The following is a 19,156-nucleotide window of genomic DNA, read 5'->3' as shown; positions in this document are numbered from 1 at the left end:
TTAGCGCGAAGGCGGAAACAGATCGGCGTCCGCGAGGATGATGTCCGCCGTCTGGCGGTAGTGCGTCGTGAGCAGCTGGATCGCAAGCGCGGCGTCGCCGGCCACCACGGCGTCGAGCATCGATTTATGCTCGGCGCCCTCGTGCCGCTTGGGAAACACGCGCCGCACCGAAAGCTGGCGGTAGCGGTACAACTGATCAGCCAGTTGCTCGCAGAAGTTGATGAGCCAGCGCGACTGGCAGCCGCCGATCAGCGCGCGATGGAACTCGCGGTGACGGCGTTCCCACTCGGGGTTCTCCTTGTATTCGGTGTCGCTGAGCGAGCGCGGCACCTTGGAGAGCCGGTGATAAGCCAGCACGACCTCTTCTTCCCACTCCACGGAGCGGCTGGCGAAGGCCTCGCGCAGCGCGACTTCTTCCAGCCAGCAGCGGGTCTTCGTGATCTCTTGCAGGTCGCTCGCGCTGATGCCGGCCACCGCGAAGCCGCGCTGGTCGCGCCGCTCGACGAGGCCATCCGACGTCAGGCGGTTGAGCGCCTCGCGCACGGGAGTCTGCCCGGCCTGATATTGGTCGCACAAAAACTCGATCTGGAGCTTGCGCCCCGGTTCGAGCTTGCCGTCGAGCAGGTCGGCCCGGATGCGGTCGTACAGGTTCGTGGCCAGCGTGGCGGCGCTTGCGCCGCCCGCGCCCGCGGCCGTCGCGGGATGAGTCACTGTGCGGGACAAGTTCACACCTCTGCAATGTTTCGTCTGGCGGAAATTATATCCGATCTGGCGCTGTTCACTTTGGTTAGGGATGGCAAGGCAATTTTACTGTCTAAATATACAAAAGAATCGACACGTATGTTTTGTATATATTATGATCATCCACAGATCGAACCGCAGGAGACAAACAGGATGGAGACGTTGACGCTGGATCAAGCCAACCGTATCGCGGCCACTGCGTTGAGCGCAGCGCGCCGCGACGGCATGCGGCCGATGGCGCTCGTGGTGCTCGACGAATCGGGCCAGTTGAAACTGGTGTTGCGCGAAGACGGCGCCACACCGTTGCGCGTGGAGATCGCGCACGGCAAGGCCGCCGCGGCTTTCGGCATGAGCGTGAATACGCGCACGCTGCACGAACGCGCCAGCGCGAACCCGGTGTTTTTCAACGCCATCGCGCCCGCAAGCGGCGGCAAGTTCATCGCGCAGACGGGCGCGGTCGTGATCGTCGCGGCGAGCGGGCAAGTGCTCGGTGCCATCGGTGCGAGCGGCGGCACGGGCGACGAAGACGAAGCCATCTGCATCGAAGGCCTGCGCGCAGCGGGCCTCGCGCACCGGTAAGGCGAGCCGCACGATGCAAACCGCTTACCGCTGCGCCTGCCACGGCATCGACATTCACACGCATATCGTGCCGGCCGAGTTTCCGCGCTATCTGGGCGCACGCGCCCCGCGCGAGTGGCCGTCGATGCAGGCCGCGCACGCTTGCCACCGCCACGTGGTGATCGACGAGAAGATCTACCGTACCGTGTCCGATCTTTGCTGGGACACCGACAAGCGCCTCGCCGACATGGATACGCAGAACGTGGCGATCCAGGCGATCTCGCCGATGCCCGAACTGCTTTCGTACTGGATGTCGGCGACTGATGCGTTGCCGCTGCTGCAATACCTCAACGACACGATCGCGCGCATGGCCGACGCGAGCGCCGGCCGCATCGTCGGACTGGGCGCGGTGCCGCTGCAGGACGTGGACATGGCGATTGCCGAACTCGAACGGCTGATGCGCACGCCGGGTTTCGCGGGCGTGGAGATTGGCAGCAATATCAACGGCGCGCCCATCGGCGCCGCGCAATTCGACGCCTTTTTCGAGGCCTGCGCGGCGCTCGGCGCGGCCGTGTTCGTGCACGCGTTGCGCCCTGCGGGCAAGGAGCGTCTCGTGGGCCCCGCGCAACTCGTGCAGGCGCTCGCGTTTCCCACCGACGTGGGGCTCGCGGCGGCCTCGGCCATCACGTCGAATCTGATCGTCAGGCATCCGAAGCTTCGCATCGCGTTCAGTCACGGCGGCGGCACGCTGGCTTCGCTGCTGCCGCGTCTGGAGCAGGCGAGCCAGGTATTCGCGCCGCTGCGCGAGACGCTGGAGATGACGCCGCGCGAGCAGGCGCGCCGTCTCTGGTACGACTCGCTCGTGTTCGACACCCCTACGCTGCGCCATCTCGTCGAGACCTTCGGCGATACGCGCGTGATGCTGGGCACCGATTACCCGTTTGCGTTCCGCGAGCGCGACCCCGTGGGCAGCGTGCAGGCGCTGGGCCTCGACGCGGCCGCCGCCGAACGACTCATCTATCGCAACGCCCGGGAATTCCTGGGCATCAGGAATGGAGCATGACATGACGCAGAGCCTCGTCACGGGCCTCAGAGGCATCGAGATCGGCGTGCCGGATCTCGAACTCGCCGCGCGTTTCTACGCGGACACCTGGCATCTCACCGAACTCACGCGCCGCCCGGAAAAGGTTTATTTCCGCGGCACGGGCGCGGCGCATCACATCCTCACGCTCACGCAGAGCGACACCGCCGACGTGCGCGCCATCGAATTCAGCGTGGCCGAAGCCGCGCATCTGGACACGCTCGCGCAGTCGATCGTCGAGCACGGCGGCACGGTGGTGTCCGCTCCCGCTCCGACGACGATGCCCGGCGGCGGCACGCTGCTAGAAGCGCTCGACCCGCAAGGCCGCTTGCTGCGCTTTATCGCTGGCGACCGTAGTCATGCGAATACGGAAAGCGTGAAGGACCGTCCGATCAAGATCACCCACGTCGTGCTCAATAGCGAGAATGTGGCCGTGGCGCAGGCGTTTTTTGAAAACGCACTGGGTTTCAGGCTGTCGGATCGCACGCGCATCATGGCCTTCATGCGCTGTTCGAGCGATCACCACAGCATCGCGCTCGCCGACGCGCAGGAAAACAGCCTCAATCACATCGCCTTCGTGATGCCGGATCTGGATTCGGTGATGCGTGGCGGCGGACGCATGAACGACGCGGGCTATCCGATCGAATGGGGCGTTGGCCGCCACGGTCCCGGCAACAACGTGTTCGCCTATTTTCTCGGGCCGTTCGATTTTGTCATCGAATACACGGCTGAAGTGCAACAGGTGGACGACACCTACCGCACGGGTGGCCCGGACGACTGGAAATGGCCGCCGGGGCGCATCGACCAGTGGGGCGTGGGACGCAATCCGTCCGAGCGGCTCAAGACCGCGCAGAAAACGATTTTCTTTCGCGCGCCACAAGCCGTCTCTAACTGAGCCGACGCGTCGTTTGCCAAATCATTCGCAGCACAAATCCATTCAATCCAATAGCTGAGAACATCATGAAACTGGTCACATTCAAATCGGGCGATACCACGCGACTGGGCGTACTGGACGGCGACGACGTCGTCGACCTCAACAAGGCCGATGCGTCGGTGCCCGCCGATCTGCGCGCGGCGCTGAAGGCTGGCGTCGACCTGCACGCCGCCGCGCAACGCGCCATTGCAAGCGGTGAACATCGCGCGCCGTATGCATCGCTGGAACTCGCGCCCGTCGTGCCGGAGCCGGGCAAGATCGTCTGTCTGGGCCACAACTTCTATGACCACGCCAAAGAAGGCGGCAATCTCAAGCCCGTTTATCCGCTGATTTTCTTCCGTGGCGCGTCGTCGCTGATCGCGCACGAAGATCCGGTGATCCGTCCGCGCGTGTCGGAGAAGCTCGACTACGAGGCAGAACTCATGATCGTGATCGGCAAGCGCGCACGCCACGTCAAGCGCGAAGACGCGCTCGACTATGTGTTCGGCTACGCATGCTTTAACGACGTGTCGGTGCGCGACTATCAGAAGCGCACGTCGCAATGGACGATCGGCAAGAACTTCGACGGCACTGGCGCATTCGGCCCGTGGCTCGTGACGGCCGACGATCTGCCGCCGGGCGCGCAAGGCCTCTCGCTGCGCCTGATCCTCAATGGCCAGGTGATGCAGCAGGCCAGCACGAGCGACATGATCTGGGGCGTCGCCGAGACCATCGAGTTGCTCAGCGAGTGCCTCACGCTCGAACCTGGCGATGTGGTGGCGATGGGCACGCCCGCTGGTGTGGGCTGGGCGCGCGAACCTTCGGTGTGGCTCAAGCATGGCGACCGCGTGGAAGTCGATATCGAGCACGTGGGCCGTCTCCAGAACACGGTGCAGGACGAGCCGCAAGCACTGAGCGCATGACCATGACGGCGAACAACCATTACGAAGTGGTCGTAGTCGGCTTCGGGCCGTCGGGCGCCGTCGCCGCGGGCCTGTTCGGCCAGCGTGGCCGCAAGGTGCTGTGCGTCGACCGCGCGCGCGAGGTGTACGACAAGCCGCGCGCCATCGCCGTCGATCACGAAATCATGCGCGTGTTCCAGGGCATGGGCGTGGTCGAGCGCATCGCCGAACACGTGGCCGTATTCCCGCCCTCGGAGTATTACGGCGTGGATGGCCAGCTCATCAAGCGCATCGACACCGTGCCCAAGCCCTGGCCGCTCGGCTACATGCCGACGATGGTGTTTACGCAGCCGCCCGTGGAAGCGGCGCTACGCGAACATGCGGGCGCTTATGAAACGGTTGAGGTTGCGTTGGGCACGGCGCTGGTGAGCTTCGAGGAAAGCGCGCAAGGCGTAAGCGTGCAACTCAAGGACGACGAAGGCAACACGCGCACCGTCACCTGCGATTACCTGATTGGCTGCGATGGCGCGTCGAGCACCGTGCGCACGCAACTGGGCATCGCCTACGAAGATCTCGTGTTCGACGAACCGTGGCTCGTGGTCGATGTGCGCGTGAACGAAAGCGGTCTCGCGAAGCTGCCGAAGGTGGCGATCCAATATTGCGAGCCGTCTCGGCCCTGCACGTATATCGTCGGCCCGGGCGGCCATCGTCGCTGGGAAATCATGCTGAACCCGGGCGAAGATCCGCGCGAGATGCAAGGCGAGGAGCAGGTGTGGAAGCTGCTCTCGCGCTGGCTCACGCGCGAGGACGGCGAGTTGTGGCGCGCCGCGAGTTATCGCTTTCACGCACTGGTCGCCAAGGAATGGCGGCGTGGGCGCGTGTTCATCGCGGGCGACGCGGCGCATCAGCAGCCGCCCTTTATCGGCCAGGGCATGTGCCAGGGCATTCGCGACGTGGTGAATCTCGTCTGGAAGCTCGACGCCGTGATGCAGGGCGAGGCGCAGCCCGCGCTGCTCGACAGTTACGCGGCCGAGCGTGGCCTGCATGTACGGCGGCTCACGACGCGCATCAAGGAGATCGGCAAGCTGATCTGCGAGCGCGATGTAACGGCGGCCCGCGAGCGTGATGCGCGTTTGCTGCGCGAGGCGGGCGGCGAGGTCAAGACGATTGCGCGTCAGGACATCGTGCCGAAGCTCGAAGCCGGTCTGCTCGCCGGCGCGGCGCACGCAGCCAACGGCACGCTGTTTCCGCAGCCGCGCGTGCAGCATGAGGGTCATGTCGATGAGGGCGCGTTGCTCGACATCGTCGCGGGTGGCAACTGGCGTGTCGTGACGCAAGGCGGCGAAGTCGTGAGCGATGCCGTCCAGCAGGCCGCGAAACGCGTCGGCGCGCAACTCGTTGTGCTCGCATCGGATGGCAACGCGCAAGAGGTGGCGCTGCTGCCCGGCACGCACCACATCGTGGAGATCGACGGCGTGCTGGCGGCCTGGTTCAAGCGCAACGAATGCCGCGCGGCGATCGTGCGTCCCGACCACTACGTCTATGGCGTGGCCGACGATGCAACGGCGCTGCTTGCCTCGCTCGTTCAACTGGACACGGCGTTACACGGTTGAGGCACAGGCAAAAAAGGGCATGACAGTCGGGTTGAACCGGATAGGCGGTGGACCCGAGCCTGTTATCGTGTGCGTCGTCGGGTCGATCCACCCGCGATCCGATATGAGCCTTTGAATAAAGACAGGCCGCCCCACAAGGCGGCCTTTTGCATGGAGAGACGCACGCGATGCGCTTCAACAGACTGGACCTGAATCTGCTCGTCACGCTCGATGCGCTGCTGGACGAGCGCCGCATCACGCGTGCGGCGGAGCGCCTGAACCTGAGCCAGTCGGCAATCAGCGGCATGCTCGCCAAGCTGCGCGAATATTTCGACGACGAATTGCTCGTGCCGGTCGGACGCAATCTCGAACTCACGCCGCTCGCGCTGGAACTGGTGCAGCCGGTGCGCGATCTGCTGCTTCAGGTGCAGACGATCGTGGCGATCGATCCGACATTCGATCCGGCACACGCGCGCCGTCACTTCACGATTGCCACCTCGGACTATGTGATCAACGTGCTGATGCGACGCGTGATCCCCGCGCTCGAACAGCGTGCACCGAATGTCACGCTCGAATTCATGCCCCTGGTCGAGGACTCGGCGGACAAGCTCCGTCGTGGCGAATACGACCTGCTCATCATTCCGGAACCGTTCCTCGCCCAGGATCATCCGCATCGCCCGCTGTTCGACGACGGCTATACGTGCGTGGTGTGGGAGGGCAACGAAGCGGTGGGCAAGCGGGTGAGCGTGGAAGAGTTCGAACGTCTCGATCACGTGGCCGCTTTGCTGGGATGGCCGCGCGCACCCACCTACGACAGCCGCTATCTGGAAGCGCAGGGAATTCGGCGACGTGTGCGCGTGACGACGTCGGACTTCGGCTCGATTGCGTCCGCGCTCATTGGTACGCGGATGATCGCGACCATGCATCGCCGGCTGGCGGCTGAACTTTCATACAGGCTGCCGCTGCGACTCGTGGAGCCGCCGATTGCCATTCCGGCGGTCAGGGAGTTTCTGCAATGGCACGAGTACCGTGAGAAGGACCCGTGCCATCGCTGGCTGCGCGAATTGCTGGTGGAAGCAGCCGCCGGGCTGCCGGATTGAGCGCGCAGCGCGGCGTGTACGCTTGAGCGTCAATGCCGCTGAAGAAAGTCGAGCATCACGCGGGGCAAGATGTCGTCGACCGTGTTGATCGCTTCCAGCTGTGACAGATGGTTGTGCCCGCGTATCACCGCGATATCGGGATCGAAGCCATGCTGTGTGGTCAGGCGCGCGAACAACTCACCTGCCTGAACCTGCATCTGCGGCGGGTCGAGTTCGGCCCAGCTGATCAGCAGCGGGAACGGCGCGCTATCGACGTTTTCCACTGTCGACATGGCGGGATAGCGCGCGAAGTCGGCACCGAAATAGGCCTCGTTGCGCGGGTCGGGGCTCGGAATGCCGAACTGCCGCCGCGCGAGCTTTTCCAGTTGCGCGTTATAGACACCCGATATCAGCAACGCCGCACGCGGCGCGGGCACGCCCGCTGGCCGCAGACGCTGGATCAGCGTGGCGGCCGCCGCGTGCGCGGCGCCCGCGGATTCGCCCGCCACGTAGATGCGGTTGAGATCGGCGCCTAGTGACTCCGCATTCGCGTAAGCCCATGCCCAGGCCGCCGCGATATCCTGCGCACCGGCAGGCCACTGGTGCGCCGGTCCCAACCGATAGCTCGGCAGCACGGTGACGAAACCTTCGCGCGCGAAGCGATAACCCACGTTCGCGCGATCGCGACGGTCACCGCGCACGAAGCCGCCACCGTGAACGAAGAGCAGCAACGGACGGCCCTTTGTGTCGCCCGAGGTCGGCAGATAGACGTCGAGCTTGTGTCGCTCATCTTCGCCATAGGCGATATCGGCGCGCACTTCGGCGCCGTCGCGCCGCTGTGTCTCGCGAAAGGGCGCGTACCAGCTTTTCACCAGCGGCGGATCGATGACGGCACCGGTATTGCGGATCAACTGATCGAGCTGCTCGACCTGTTCGGCAGTCGGAAGATCGGCGTGGCTCATCGCGTGGTCTCCGCGCGCTCATGCGCGACGCGCAGCGCGTGCGGGGTCTTGTGGAAGCGGCCGTCCTTCATGATGCCGGTCAGGCGTTGCTTGTCCTGGAGAATGGCGATGTCCGCCGTTGGGTCGCCGTCCACGATCAGCAAGTCCGCGAGATAGCCAGGCGCGATCTGGCCCAGTTCATCGGGCAGGCCCATCAGCGCGCCGCCAAGCGCCGTGGCGGCGTGCAGCGCCTGGGCGGGCGTATAGCCGAACAGCTCGACGAAAAGCTGAAGGTCGCGCGCGTTGCGGCCGTTCGGATTGAACGGGAAGCCGTAGTCGCCGCCCGGCAGCACGCGCACGCCGCGCCGCACCAGTTCCGGCACGAGGCGCTGCTGCAATTCACGCACTTCGGCGGCGCTGCGCTTCATGTGCGACATGTCGAAATGCGGCGGCGGTACAGCATCGAGCGTGGCCTGAATGATGCCGACGGCGGGCGCAACGAAGATACGATCGCGCGCGGCTTCGAGCATGTCGAGCGCTTCTTCGTCGGCGTAGGTGCAGTGGTAGAGCACGCGAAAGCCGTTGCGCAAGGCCATCTTGACCGCTTCGGCGGCCTGCGCGTGCGCGGCGAGCCACACGCCCGCAGCGGCGGCTTCGTCGCCAGCCGCGTGCGCTTCTTCCTCGGAATAGAGCAGTTGCTGCGAGGCGCCCGGCTTGAGCGCGTCTTCGCCCGAGAGCAGGAATTTCACGGAACGCGCGCCCATTTCGGCGCACGAGCGCACGAAGGCTCGCACGGCTTCGGGGCCCGCACCGTGCGGGTCCACCTCGCCGGGATTGAGCGCTTGTTCATCGGCCGCAACCGGCGGTGTGCGTTCGATCGACGAAGCAATGAGACGCGGGCCGGGCATGCCGTCGCTCTCGATCTGCTCACGCAGCGCGACTTCCACCCGCTTGCTGAGCGAGCCCGCCGAGTACGCGCTGGTGAAGCCGTGGTCGAGCAGGATGCGCGCGTTGCGCGCGGTCGTGAGCACGAGTTCCTCGGGCGGCAGCGCCATGCCCGGCACGAACTTCTCGACCGAGCTGGGCCAGGACAGATGGGCATGGGCTTCGACGAGGCCGGGCATCAACGTAGCGCCGCGGCCGTCGTAGATATCGTCGCCGTCCTGTGCGAGCGAAGGTGCATCGGGCGGTGCGAGCGCGGCGATGCGCTTGCCTTCCACGCGTACCTGGGAGGGAAACGGCGCGCGACCGCTGCCGTCGAAAACATGAACGTTCTGAAAAACGATGCCTGCCATGATGGGGTCTCGGTGAATTGTTGTGGAGTGGAGGATCAACGCGCCGGGGGCAACTCGAAGCACGGCTGTGCGCGCGCGAGTGCCCGCAGGCGGCTGAAGAAGAGGAAGCTGAGCAGGCCGATCACGACGGCCGCGAAGCCGAGCGCGCCAAAGCCGAAGCGCACGATCAACATGCCGCCAAGCATCGGGCCGACGGCCGAACCGGCCATGAGCATCGCGGGCGTATAGGCGACGGCACGGCCGGTCTTGTCGAGTTGCGCAAGCAGGCCGAACAGGAACGTGTGCGTAAAGATCATCGCGAAGACCCAAAGGCTGGCCGCGAACGCATACGGCGCGAAGGACGTCGTGTTGCAGAGAATGAGCGCGAGGACCGCTTGTGCGACGGGTCCGGCGAGCGCCACGTTGCGCGCATCGAGCCGGCCCTGGAGCAGCGCGGCAAATACCGGCGGCAACAGGTTGGCGAGGCCCACCGCCACCAGCACGGCGTTCACGTGCCCTTCGCCGAAACCGCGTGCGAGCCCGATACGCTGGGCGAAGCTGAACACCATCGCCTGGTTGATCGCCATGAACACGATGCCGATGATCGCGCTCCAGCAGCCGCGTTCAAGCCGCATGCGAGGCGCGCGGCGAACAGGCCGCGTGCCTTCGCTGCCTGCTGCCGCTGCGGGCCACGCCAGCGCGAGCGTCAGTGCCGCGGCGATCGACAACGCGACGAACACCGTGAACAGGGCCGCGCCGCCATGCGTGGCGATCAGCGTGGGCGTGGCCGCGAAGTAGACGACGCCGAAGAGCGCCAGCGCGAGATGGCCAATCGCAAACAGACGATGCGGATTGCTCGTCCTGCCGATGGCGCCGTGCGCGACGGACAGCCCGCAACCCACGCCGAAGCCAGCGATGGCGTGGGCGACGAGCATGCCGCCGAAGCTCGTGGCGTGCGTCGCCAGCGCAAAGCCGCACGCAGCAACGGCGAAACCGCTTGCGGAGGTGAACCGTCCCGGCAGCCGCGTGATCAGCGGGGCGATGCAGACCGAGCAGATGACCGCGCAGGCGAGATAGGCGGTGGCGAGCGCCCCGGCGCGCTGGGCGTCGAAATGGAAGCGCTCGATTAGCGTATTGACCCAGACCGGCAGGGCGACCAGGTCGATCATTCCCGCTACGTGAGCGGCGACTAGCGCGAAGGGGGAGCCGCGTCGGGCTGGCATGTCTGTCTCCGGAGTTTTTGTGATGTGATGCGAGGTGCTGCGTTTGCGGAAAGTGTAGGGGCTCGACGCACAGCGAGCGGACGCGTTTCGCGATACGCCCTATCACGTTTCGCGAGGGCTCGCCGGTGTTGGCGCGTGCGTGTTCTGCGGTGGGTATTGCCACCTTCGCCACCTTCGCCACCTCAGCTATCGCGATTCGCGATAGCACGTATCGCCAAACAAGGCGTTACGGACCAGGGAGCGGCATCTAGAATCCGTGCGATCAGTTTGATATGGCGCGACAGGCCGGCCCGCAATGCGGGCCACGGCGCCGCAAAAAAATTCAACCGGCACCCCTGCGTGGACGGGCGGTCCGAATACACGGAGACAACATGACTACGCGGTTCAAATCGTCGATGGGCGCATGCGGCGCCACGGCGCTCCTGCTTTCTCTCGCCCTCCCTCCGTACGCAGCGCTGGCTGTTGCGCCCGCTACCATCGCCACGACGCCGTGGCCCGCAGAGGCCGCCGTCGCTTCATGGCGCACGGACACGGGCCGCGTGCGAGCCGCGCGCATCGTGAGCGTATCGGGCGACGTCACGAATGCGCAGGCGTTGATTTCGGGCGGCGTGACGGTCTTGCGCTATAGCGCGGGCGGAACCGCTCCCGTCGTCGTGCTCGAATACGCGCGTGAAGTGGGCGGCGTGCCATATTTCGACGTGACGGCGCACACAGGTGCACCGACGATTGCCGCGACCTTCAGCGAGAGCCGCGCAAACGCGAAGAGCGGTGACGTCACGGCGGGGCTGACCGTTGCGGTGGACCCGGCGCGCACGAGTCAATTCCCGGTGCTGCGAAACGGGATGCTCTCGCATCCGGTCGTGCAGGGCGGCGAGCGTTATCAGGTGATTTCGCTTTCGACGCCGGGCACGGTTTCCCTCTCGGGCGCAGGCATCCGCTCCCTGAACGACGCTCATGCCGACACGCTCGCTGGCGCGAATGAGGGCACGTTCGTATCGAGTTCGGACGCGCTCAATCAGATCTGGAACGCGGGCGCCTACACGGTCGAACTCACGCGTCTCGATGCGAAGGCGCTGCCGTCGGCGTGGCGGATCGGCAAGACCGGCGTGACGCTGGGCGCGACCGGCACTGGCATCGTGCAAAAGAGCGGTCACTGGCCCGCCGACTATACGATGTCATTCGATGTGCGCGTGGATCGCGACAGCGCGGGATGGGTCATGCGGGACATGTCGAACCTGAGCGCGCTGCGCTTCGTGCTGCATGCCGATACGGCGTCGAAGGACATCGCGAACACCCTCGAATTCAGCGCATTCAGCACGTTTGCTGGCGGCAACAAGCGCGTTGCCGTGTTGCAGTTGCCCGAGGCCGTAGCGCCGGGGACATGGCATAGCGTACGCACCGACATGCGTGGCCCGCGTTTGAATGTATTCGTCGACGGCAAGCCGGTAGGGTCGCTCGACGCCGATGCATTGGGCGCTACCAGCATGCTGCTGGCGCCGGTGGGCAGCGCCGGATTCTTCAACGAACCTGGGGCGCTCGCGACCTACCGCAACCTGTCGATCACCGATGCCACCGACAAGGTCCTGTACTCGAACCCGCTCACGAGCGCGGACGCCTTGAAGGACTTCTCCGCGGACACCAACGACGTTGCTTTGCTCGTGGATGGCGCCAAGCGCGATCGCACCGTCTGGTCCGCGGACCTTGCTGTCGCCGCGCCCACGTTGTTCTATACGTCCAATCGCGTCGACGCCATCGAGGGATCGATTCGGCTGCTCGGCAGTTACCGGCTGGCGAATGGCGAAGTGTCGACCACACATAGCTCGCAGGACCCGCTGATCGATGCGCCTGCGGACGCCTACGGCATGACCGGCTTCTATTCGACGCAGTACTCGATGTACTTCGTGAAGTTGCTGCGCGACTACTACCAGTACACCGGCAATCTCGCGCTCGTGCGTGCGCAGTGGCCAGCGCTTGAGGGCGAGTTGCGCTACCTGCGGGATCATGCGGATGCAAACGGATTGATTTCGGTGGACGCGCACGAAGCACAGGACTGGCTGCCTGACTTCGCGCATCCGGTGACGGGCGTGGTGACTTCTACCAATGCGATCTATTACGGCATCCTGAACGATGCGGCGTATCTGGCCGGCGCGTTGGCGAAACCCGACGAGCAGACCGAATGGCAGCAGCAGGCCGCGCGCGTTCGTCAATCGATCAACAAGCAGCTCTACAACGAACGGGCTGGATTCTACGCGATGAGTGAGAACCAGCCGCAGGCGCTCGCCCAGGACGCTAACGCGCTGGCTGTGCTGAACGGCGTGGCGTCGCCGGAGCGCGCGCGCCAGGTGCTGGCGAACGTGGCGACCGGGTTGGCCAATGAGAATGGCCGCCTCGCATTCTCCAGCGACAGCGGGCGTCCTCCGGTCATCAGCCCGTTTGCGACCGATGCCGAGTTGCGTGCGCGATTGACCACCGGCGATACGACCGGTGCGCTGAACCTGATTCAGGCGCTGTGGGGCAAGATGATTGCGCCGGGCGAGCACTACACCGGCACGACATGGGAGGCCATGAACGCAAATGGCGAGCCCGTCAGCCCGCAAACGAGCCTGGCGCACGGCTGGTCATCGGGGCCGACCTCGGCGCTTTCGCAATACGTGCTGGGGATTCGCCCTGCGAGCCCGGGCTATGGCCACTGGCTCGTCAAGCCGCAAATCGGCGATCTGCGCTGGGCGCAGGGTAGCGCGCCAACGCCGCATGGCGCCATCGATGTGAAGTGGGGCATCGACGCGCAAGGCGGGATTGCGATGCATGTCGTCGTGCCGCAGGGCACGAGCGGCACCATTGCGGTTCCTCTCACACGCGGTGGCGTGCGCCTGAACGGCGAAACCGTGGCGACGTCCGCTGTTTCGGCGCTCGACCCGGACGGCGTGCATAGCGATGGCCGTGCCTATGCCTATATCAACGACGTGGGGCCTGGCACTTACGACATCGAAGCCCGAAATTGATCGGACATTGATCTGACATTAATCGAACCACGACAAGAAGCCCGCCTCGCAGCGGGCTTCCTGTTTTTCAGGCAGCGTTGCCGCGTCAGAACTTGTGACGGATACCGAGCATCACTGCCGTCTGCGTATCCGTGCCGTTGTAGCCGAACGAGCCAATCGATGCCTGGGCGCTCTGCCTCACGCCATCGACAAGCTGAGTGCCGTTGGCCTTCTGGTACGCGCCAACCGCGTAGATGTCCGTGCGCTTCGACAGCGAGTAGTCCGCGCCGATGCTGAACTGGTTGTAGTGCGCGCTCGTATTGCCGCTCGCCGCCGTGTAGGCGTAGCCGACGCCAGCGATCAGTGCCGGGGTAAACTGGTACAGCGCGAATGCGCGACCGGTGTTGTATTTTTCCGTACCCGTGAACGCCGACCAGCCATCCGACTTGTACTGCGCATTGCTGTAATCCAGCCCCACCGTGAACGAACCGAGGACATACTGGCCGGACAGTTGTGCGATGCCGACCGACTTCGCCGTTTCATAGCCCTCGTTGATGGCGCTGTCGAAGAACGAATCGGCGGTCCCGCTCGACCATGACGAGCGCACGGCGCCGTCGTTGCTGCCGTTCGTCGCGAGCAGGTAGCCGCCGGCCAGCGAAAGACCGCCGGTCGAATAAGACACGGCGCCGCCGTAGGTGTAGCCCTGACCGGTCTGGCCCGCTACGCCGCTGAACGCGTACATGCCTTCGAATTGCAGGCCGTTGATATTCGGCGACGTGTACTTGACGGAATTGTTGAAGCGCGCGCTGTCGTCGTTGTTGTCGACGTCACCCGGCGTGCCAAAGAAGCTCGCGAAATAATTGTCGCCCGTGATCGGCTGCACCAGATCGACTTCCGGATCGTACTGGCGGCCGAGCGTCACGGTGCCCCACTTGTTGTCGCTCAGACCAACGAATGCCTGGCGGCCGAACAGACGGCTGCTCTGGCCGCTCTTACCCGTGTTGACGTCGAACCCGCTTTCGAGCTGGAAGACGGTGGACAGACCGCCGCCCAGGTCTTCCGAGCCCTTCAGGCCAAAGCGCGAACCGCTCAGGTTGCCGGAGCTCAGGCCGGTGAGGTTTGAACTACCCGAAGCGTGATTGGCGTACATCACGGCTTCATCGATCAAACCATAAAGGGTGACGCTATTCTGCGCGTGAGCCACGCCCGAGATACCCGCGAGCGCGAGCGACATTGCACCAAGACTTATCTTTTTCATCTATTCCTCGACTGTTGTGTGTGACTGCCAGCACAGTCTAAGGATCGAGTCCCCGTGCCAAATTCATGTGTTGGTTACAATCCACCGGATTCTATTTATATTCATTTCAAGGAAAGCGCCTGCAATTTGCATGGGCAACTCGTTCCAGAAAGACTCGCCCCCGGCTACAGCGGGTTCAGACGATCAATGCGAACCCAGGCAAGGAAGTCCGGGAGGTTTATTACGCAGCGTTAAAAATACGACGTAATTATCCGGAAGAAATCGGTGGAATTTCCGTCGTGAAATTGCTTGCGTCAGGCAGCGGGGAAGCGTGTTGATAGATTCCGTCAATTTTCAATATCCACGGTAATACATTATTTGAGTATGATGAATTTGCCACCAACAGGCGGCAATTCATCTTGTAATTCTCCTGCCCGCTTGCGTTGCAAGCGGGCTTTTTTTTCGGTTCGTGGGCCGTGCATGGCAACGGTTCAAGGCCAATTCCATTTCCAGATAAACATGCATCCAGTTCGGAAAATTCTCCTGGCTATCTGCGTTAGCGGGTTGCTGAGCCTGCAAGGTTGCGCCTCGACCCTGGGTAACGTCGTACTTGGGGCGGGCATTGGTGCGGTGGGTGTCGTCGGTGCGCTGGTTTGCGCGCTGGAATGTGGCGGGAAGTAAGGTTGCCGCCAGAGAGGATGCATCGCGATTCACGATAGCAGGTATCGAGAAAGAGGCGGATGGCTCAAGAGGCAACCCTATAAAATTTGCTCAAACATTGACATGACGCCTAGCGCCGAGCCACGAAACAGGTTCCGGCTCGCCGAAGAAGCGCTGACCTGACCGCGCCGCCGCACACGGCCCGGCTACCAGGAGACAACCGTGTTCCCACCGATCAAACCGCCGACCGATGTTCCCGGTAATGCAGCGAAAGGGATTTCGCTGCTGCTACATCCGCAAGGTTGCCTGCTCAGGTAGTCCCTGCCCCGAACCCCTCAAGACACTCCATTCCGGTTGACGAAGAGGCGTCGATCGCAACCACGAAGTACCGGCGATGATAAAAAACAAATACTAGGAGACAAAAATGAAGTATTCAGTATCGCTAAATACATTTGCACTGGCTTCACTGCTTGCTGCGGGCACGGCACACGCTCAATCGAGCGTGACCTTGTTCGGCATGATCGATACCGGGATCACGTACTTTAGCAACCAAAGCGGCCATTCGACCGTGATCGAGGACGGCTATGTGAACGCGCCTAGCATGATCGGCTTCTCCGGATCGGAGGATCTGGGCGGCGGGAACCGGGCGATATTCAAGCTCACCCAATCGTTCCAGTCGACCAACGGCAAGGCGATGAATTCCGGCACCGCTTTTGGGCAGGAATCGTTTGTCGGCCTGGAGAGCGACAGGTACGGGAAGGTCACGCTCGGGCGTCAGAACGATTTCATGGTCGAGATGCTGCAATACACGGGGATTGTGGGGCCCATCTATGGCTATCATCCCGGCGATTACGACCGCATCACTGGCGAGCAACTCAACAACTCCATCAAGTACGACAGCCCGGAGTTGGCGGGATTGCAGGGCGGCGTCATGTACAGCTTCGGTTCGACATCGGGAAATCCGACCAATACCGGTCGTGCTTTCGGTCTGAAGCTGAAGTACGAGAATGGGCCGTTCGCCATCGGCGCGGCCATGACCGATCTGAACGGCACGACGATCAACCCTGCCGAAATCGGTCTTGCTTACGCGTTCGGGAAATCAACCGCGTCGACTGCGGATAGCGGCATCGAGCTGCATAACCTCTCGACTTACGCTGTCGGCGCAGCCTACCAGCTGGGCGCCGCCAGACTCGTCGCATCTTATTCGTATGTCCACTTTGAGGCGCTCGATGGCGCAAAAGATCGCCTTCAAACCGGCGACGTTGGCGTGACGTACGACATTCGACCGGACTTGAACGTGGCAGCGGATTATGGCTACTCGGTCGGACTCGGTGGGCGCTGGCACGTCTACAACGCGATGATGAACTACTTGCTGTCCAAGCAAACGACCGTTTATATCGACGCCGATTTCGAGCATGTCACGGGCGCCGGACAGGTGGCGCAATTGCTTTACGCCAGCCCTTCGTCCAATTCCGATCAGCTCGCGCTCCGTGTGGGTATCACGCATAAATTCTGACGATGAAAATGAACAAGACGAGTTTCCATCTTGACCGGCGTGCCTTGTTGAAATTGATGGCAACGACCGCAGCGACGATGCCTTTCTCCAAGGTCGCGTTTTCCGAAAGCTACCAGCACCAGCCCGATTCGTTCCTGTGGGGCGTGGCGACGGCCGGCCACCAGTATGAAGGCAACAACACCAACGCCGATACCTGGGTGCTCGAACACGTCTCCCCGACGATTTTCAAGGAACCGTCCGGCGATGCCGTCGACAGTTTTACCCGGTGGCGGGAAGATCTGGACATCGCGCGCGATCTCGGACTGAACACGTTTCGCTTTTCGATCGAGTGGTCACGCATTGAGCCGGCAAAGGGCGAATACTCCATCGCCATGCTCGACCACTACCGAAGACTGATTGCGGGCTGCCGCGAGCGCGGCCTGACACCGATGGTGACGTTCAATCACTTTACGACGCCAATCTGGTTCGCCGCAGCAGGGGGATGGGAGACGAATGGCGCTGCCGATCATTTCGTCCGCTATTGCGAGCGGGTGACGCGGCACATGGGCGATCTGTTGACTTATGCGACCACGCTGAACGAGCCCAATATTCTGAAAGTCATTGCGTGGTTGCCTCTGGCATTTCCACCCGAATTTACGCAGACCCAGCAAGCGATGCTGGCGGCCGCGGCCAAGGTCAGCGGCTCGTCGAGTTTCTCTTCGGCCAATGTCGGCGACGCCGAGCCGAAAACCGCGCAGATGATTCTGGGCCATAAAAAAGGGGTTGAGGCGATCAAAAGCATCAATCCGCAGGTGAAGGTTGGGGTGAGCCTGTCGATCACGGATGATCAGGCCGTGGGCCCGGATAGCAAGCGCGATCAGAAGCGGCAGGATGTCTATGGCGTCTGGATGGAGGCTGCGCGAACGGGAGACTTTATCGGCGTTCAGAACTACGGACGGCAGCGCCTGGATCGGCATGGCGCGATGCCGCCGCCCAAAGGCGCGGAAATGACGGATAGCGGTGAGGAGTTTTATCCGGACTCCCTGGAAGGTGCGGTTCGCTATGCGCACGCGGCGACGGGATTGCCTGTTATCGTGACTGAAAACGGCATCGATGCTCTGGATGACGCTAAGCGCGTACGTTATATCCCGCTAGCTGTAGAGGCCATGCAACGAGCCATGCGGGACGGCGTTCCGGTACACGGATATATCCACTGGAGCCTGCTCGATAATTTCGAATGGTTGTTCGGCTATGGACCCAGGTTTGGGCTCTATTCGGTTGATCGTACGACTTTTAAACGTACCGCGAAGCCGAGTGCGTTAGTGCTGGCTGGCATCATCAAGAGCCAGCGTGCCCATGAGTCGAGCGCGTCGCTGACTAACTCTGGCGCTTTGCCGACCTGAATCTGATCCGGCAGCCGATTGCGTAGCCCACATGGGCGATGCGCCGGCTGTCGTCATTCTTCCACGAGATTGGCCGCCCCCCGGGGGCCGGCCGATTCTCGCGCCTGGTGCTCCCGCCCATCTGCGGCTTCTACGCGCCGCACCTGCTTAACTCCCTCTCTATCCCCTGGTTTCCGTGTCGGCTGCACGCTACTTTAGGTGCAGATTCCACACGTTATCTCAGGAAATGAAATGGATTTTGGACTGAAAGGAAAACGGGCGTTGGTGACGGGCAGCAGTTCCGGCATTGGCGAAGGCATCGCGCACCAATTGGCCGAGGCCGGCGCGACGGTGGTGGTGCATGGCCGCAACCCTCAGCGTACCTCTGCCGTTGCCAGGGCGATCAATGAGCGTGGCGGCCGCGCCATCAGCGTGACCGGCGATCTGACCGAAGACGGCGTTGCTGCGCACATACGCGAGCAGGTGGACGCTGAACTCGGCGGAATCGATGTCCTCGTCAATAACGCGGGCGGCCGGTACGCGGGATTCGATCATATGGACTGGTTTGGCATTCCGGCGCAAGACTGGCTGGGTTCATACAAACTGAACGTTGTCGCCGCCGCGCTGATGATCGAGCAATTCGTGCCGGGCATGAAGGCGCGCGGCTGGGGACGCGCCATCCAGATTTCCAGCGGCATCGCAATCCAGCAGCCGCCCGTGTTCCCTGACTATCAGGCGGCCAAGACGGCCGTCGTCAGTCTGAGCGGCAGCCTTGCCAAGGCCTTGTCGGGCAGCGGCGTAACGTCAAACACGATCAGCGCCGGGGTGATCTACACGCCGGGATCGGATGGTGAACTGGACAAGGCCGCCAGGGCGTTCGGCATGGACGACTGGCAAAAGGACGAGCGCCGTTTCGCCCTGGAGTTTTTCCACCACGCTGTGCCGCGTGTAGGCCGACCGGGCGACATCGCCGGTGCCGTGCTGTACATGGCGAGCCAGCAGGCAGACTTTATTACCGGTGCCCATCTGGTCGTGGATGGCGGCGGAGCAAGCGCGCTTTGAAGCGTATTTCAACCCCGCACGAAACTCGAATGGAG

The 19,156-nt window shown here is 63.2% G+C and carries 16 protein-coding genes; 10 read left to right on the top strand and 6 right to left on the bottom strand.

What is annotated here, in order from left to right; genetic code table 11:
- The gene (locus U5782_RS32440) at positions 1-729 is read right to left on the bottom strand and encodes a GntR family transcriptional regulator (protein ID WP_322047970.1); all 729 of its coding nucleotides are present in this window, start codon (positions 727-729) and stop codon (positions 1-3) included.
- Positions 730-894: 165 nt separating this feature from the next.
- Between U5782_RS32440 and U5782_RS32435 the strand changes: the two genes are divergently transcribed.
- The 6 genes from U5782_RS32435 to U5782_RS32410 all read left to right on the top strand — a co-directional run bounded on the left by U5782_RS32435 (position 895) and on the right by U5782_RS32410 (position 6,887).
- Positions 895-1,320, top strand: a complete 426-nt coding sequence (locus U5782_RS32435; protein ID WP_322047969.1) for a heme-binding protein — start codon at positions 895-897, stop codon at positions 1,318-1,320.
- A 13-nt stretch (positions 1,321-1,333) separates the two neighbouring features.
- The gene (locus tag U5782_RS32430) at positions 1,334-2,362 is read left to right on the top strand and encodes an amidohydrolase family protein (RefSeq protein WP_322047968.1); all 1,029 of its coding nucleotides are present in this window, start codon (positions 1,334-1,336) and stop codon (positions 2,360-2,362) included.
- Between the two features lies 1 nt (position 2,363).
- On the top strand, positions 2,364-3,275 hold the full coding sequence (locus tag U5782_RS32425; RefSeq protein WP_322047967.1) for a VOC family protein: 912 nt from the start codon (positions 2,364-2,366) through the stop codon (positions 3,273-3,275).
- A gap of 65 nt (positions 3,276-3,340) precedes the next feature.
- The gene (locus U5782_RS32420; RefSeq protein ID WP_322047966.1) at positions 3,341-4,216 is read left to right on the top strand and encodes a fumarylacetoacetate hydrolase family protein; all 876 of its coding nucleotides are present in this window, start codon (positions 3,341-3,343) and stop codon (positions 4,214-4,216) included.
- Positions 4,213-5,808 (top strand): bifunctional 3-(3-hydroxy-phenyl)propionate/3-hydroxycinnamic acid hydroxylase, encoded by a 1,596-nt coding sequence (locus tag U5782_RS32415; RefSeq protein ID WP_322047965.1) that lies wholly within the window; start codon positions 4,213-4,215, stop codon positions 5,806-5,808. The genes U5782_RS32420 and U5782_RS32415 overlap by 4 nt, the downstream gene beginning before the upstream one ends.
- Positions 5,809-5,975: 167 nt before the next feature.
- Positions 5,976-6,887 carry a LysR family transcriptional regulator gene (locus tag U5782_RS32410; RefSeq protein ID WP_322047964.1) on the top strand — a complete coding sequence of 304 codons (912 nt, stop codon included), beginning with the start codon at positions 5,976-5,978 and terminating at the stop codon, positions 6,885-6,887.
- A 29-nt stretch (positions 6,888-6,916) separates the two neighbouring features.
- On the opposite strand, the gene U5782_RS32405 is transcribed toward U5782_RS32410, so the two are convergent.
- Genes U5782_RS32405 through U5782_RS32395 form a run of 3 tightly spaced genes read right to left on the bottom strand, consistent with a single transcriptional unit; the run spans position 6,917 to position 10,304 of the window.
- A complete protein-coding gene (locus U5782_RS32405) occupies positions 6,917-7,828 on the bottom strand; it encodes an alpha/beta hydrolase (protein WP_322047963.1) in 912 nt (303 codons plus the stop codon).
- Positions 7,825-9,102: an amidohydrolase family protein gene (locus U5782_RS32400; RefSeq protein ID WP_322047962.1), complete on the bottom strand. Its 1,278-nt coding sequence runs from the start codon at positions 9,100-9,102 to the stop codon at positions 7,825-7,827. The genes U5782_RS32405 and U5782_RS32400 overlap by 4 nt, the downstream gene beginning before the upstream one ends.
- 35 nt (positions 9,103-9,137) lie before the next feature.
- Positions 9,138-10,304, bottom strand: a complete 1,167-nt coding sequence (locus tag U5782_RS32395; protein ID WP_322047961.1) for an MFS transporter — start codon at positions 10,302-10,304, stop codon at positions 9,138-9,140.
- Between the two features lie 371 nt (positions 10,305-10,675).
- Between U5782_RS32395 and U5782_RS32390 the strand changes: the two genes are divergently transcribed.
- Positions 10,676-13,306, top strand: coding sequence for an alpha-L-rhamnosidase C-terminal domain-containing protein (locus U5782_RS32390; RefSeq protein ID WP_322047960.1), 2,631 nt, complete (start codon positions 10,676-10,678; stop codon positions 13,304-13,306).
- 85 nt (positions 13,307-13,391) lie between these two features.
- Here U5782_RS32390 and U5782_RS32385 read toward each other — a convergent pair whose 3' ends face one another.
- Positions 13,392-14,543 (bottom strand): porin, encoded by a 1,152-nt coding sequence (locus U5782_RS32385; RefSeq protein ID WP_322047959.1) that lies wholly within the window; start codon positions 14,541-14,543, stop codon positions 13,392-13,394.
- 393 nt (positions 14,544-14,936) lie between these two features.
- Positions 14,937-15,236, bottom strand: a complete 300-nt coding sequence (locus U5782_RS32380; RefSeq protein ID WP_322047958.1) for a hypothetical protein — start codon at positions 15,234-15,236, stop codon at positions 14,937-14,939.
- A gap of 370 nt (positions 15,237-15,606) precedes the next feature.
- Between U5782_RS32380 and U5782_RS32375 the strand changes: the two genes are divergently transcribed.
- The 3 genes from U5782_RS32375 to U5782_RS32365 all read left to right on the top strand — a co-directional run bounded on the left by U5782_RS32375 (position 15,607) and on the right by U5782_RS32365 (position 19,121).
- Positions 15,607-16,698, top strand: a complete 1,092-nt coding sequence (locus tag U5782_RS32375) for a porin (RefSeq protein WP_322047957.1) — start codon at positions 15,607-15,609, stop codon at positions 16,696-16,698.
- 8 nt (positions 16,699-16,706) lie between these two features.
- Positions 16,707-18,080, top strand: coding sequence for a glycoside hydrolase family 1 protein (locus U5782_RS32370; RefSeq protein ID WP_322047956.1), 1,374 nt, complete (start codon positions 16,707-16,709; stop codon positions 18,078-18,080).
- A 231-nt stretch (positions 18,081-18,311) separates the two neighbouring features.
- Positions 18,312-19,121: an SDR family oxidoreductase gene (locus U5782_RS32365; protein ID WP_322047955.1), complete on the top strand. Its 810-nt coding sequence runs from the start codon at positions 18,312-18,314 to the stop codon at positions 19,119-19,121.
- Positions 19,122-19,156 lie beyond the last annotated feature (35 nt).

It is taken from the genome of Paraburkholderia sp. J67 (assembly GCF_905220265.1).
Lineage (GTDB): Bacteria > Pseudomonadota > Gammaproteobacteria > Burkholderiales > Burkholderiaceae > Paraburkholderia.
Note: the sequence above shows the minus strand (reverse complement) of the source record. Positions and strands in the feature narration are given on the sequence as shown.